This is a genomic window from Streptomyces sp. SID14478 (assembly GCF_010548525.1).
In the GTDB taxonomy this organism is placed as follows: Bacteria; Actinomycetota; Actinomycetes; order Streptomycetales; family Streptomycetaceae; genus Streptomyces.
In genome coordinates, this window is sequence record NZ_JAAGMG010001091.1 from 1 (window position 1) to 1,428 (window position 1,428).

Consider the following 1,428-nt stretch of genomic DNA (forward strand, 5'->3'; position numbering starts at 1 on the left):
ACCACCGCCGCGCCGGGGCGCGGCGCCGGCGACGTCATGAGGGGACGGCGGCCGTGCGCCGCGTCGACGGCGTCCCGACCTGGTCGACGATCTCGCCGAGCACGTCGTCCGTGGAGACCTCGCGCACCCACAACTCGGGGCGCAGCGAGACCCGGTGGGCGAGCGCGGGCACCGCGAGCCGCTTCATGTCCTCCGGTACCACGAAGTCCCGTCCGTCCAACAGGGCGCGGGCGCGCGCGAGTTGGACCAGCGCGAGGCCGCCTCGCGGGGACGCGCCGATGCTGATCTGGGGGTGCTCGCGGGTGGCGTTGACCAGCGCGACCGCGTATCCGAGGAGGTCGTCGTCGATCTCGACGCGCTCCACGGCGGCCCGCCACGCCACCACGTCGGCGGGCCCGGCGAGGGTGTCCAGGACGGCTTCGGGCGCGGCCCGGCCGACCCGGTTGCGCAGCATGCTCGTCTCGTCGTCGGCCGTGAGGTAGCCCATCCGCACCCGGAGCTGGAACCGGTCGAGCTGTGCCTCGGGCAGCGAGTAAGTCCCCTCGTACTCCACGGGGTTGGCGGTCGCGATCACCATGAAGGGGTCGGCCAGCGGCCGCGTCGCCCCGTCCGCGGTCACCTGTGACTCGGCCATCGCCTCCAGGAGGGCCGCCTGCGTCTTGGGCGGGGTCCGGTTGATCTCGTCGGCGAGCAGCAGGTGCGTGAAGACCGGCCCCGGGTGGAAGACCATCTCGCCCGTGCGCTGGTCGTACAGGGAGGCGCCCGTGACGTCCGACGGCAGCAGGTCGGGCGTGAACTGGATGCGGCGGAAGTCCAGGCCGAGGGTGGTGGCGAAGGACCGGGCGAGCAGCGTTTTGCCGAGGCCCGGCAGGTCCTCGATGAGGACGTGGCCGCCGGCCAGGACGCCGAGCAGGACGAGTTCGAGGGCGTCCCGCTTGCCGACGACGGCGCGGCCGATCTCGCGCAGCACGGCGGCGGCCTGCTCGCCGACCTCCTCGGGGGTGGGGGCGGGGGGCGTGGTCCGGGGAACGGAGGGGTGGGTCACGTCGGTCTTCCTCATCCTGCCGGGGGTTCGGTACGGGAACGGGGTGCGCCGAGTTCCTCGATGCGGTCGACGAGGCGGCGCAGGACGTCGACGGGCACCTCGCCGTCGGGGCCGGTGGCGGGTGGCTCGTGGCCGAGCCACGGCCACAGGCGCGGGCCGATCAACTCGGCGGCGCGCTCCGGCTGGTGGTCGAGCGAGACGTGGTGGTGCTCGGCGAGCACGGCCGCGAACAGGCGGCGCAGCTCGGGCCGGAGCACGGCGCGGAAGTACAGGGCGCCGTCCGGTCCGGTGGCCACCCGTACGTTGCGCCGCCATTCGCCCATGCCGGGCGCCCTGGTGCGCAGCAGCCGCACCTCGTCGCGCCGCCCGTAGTCGAAGGCGAC

General features: G+C 74.4%; 1 protein-coding gene and 1 pseudogene. Both read right to left on the bottom strand.

Going from position 1 to position 1,428, the window contains the following annotated elements; genetic code table 11:
* Window positions 1–34: 34 nt before the first annotated feature.
* Window positions 35–1,045 carry a MoxR family ATPase gene (locus tag G3I40_RS35445; protein WP_343245118.1) on the bottom strand — a complete coding sequence of 337 codons (1,011 nt, stop codon included), beginning with the start codon at window positions 1,043–1,045 and terminating at the stop codon, window positions 35–37.
* 11 nt (window positions 1,046–1,056) lie between these two features.
* Window positions 1,057–1,428 (bottom strand): annotated as a pseudogene (locus G3I40_RS35450) (hypothetical protein); the annotation flags it as partial.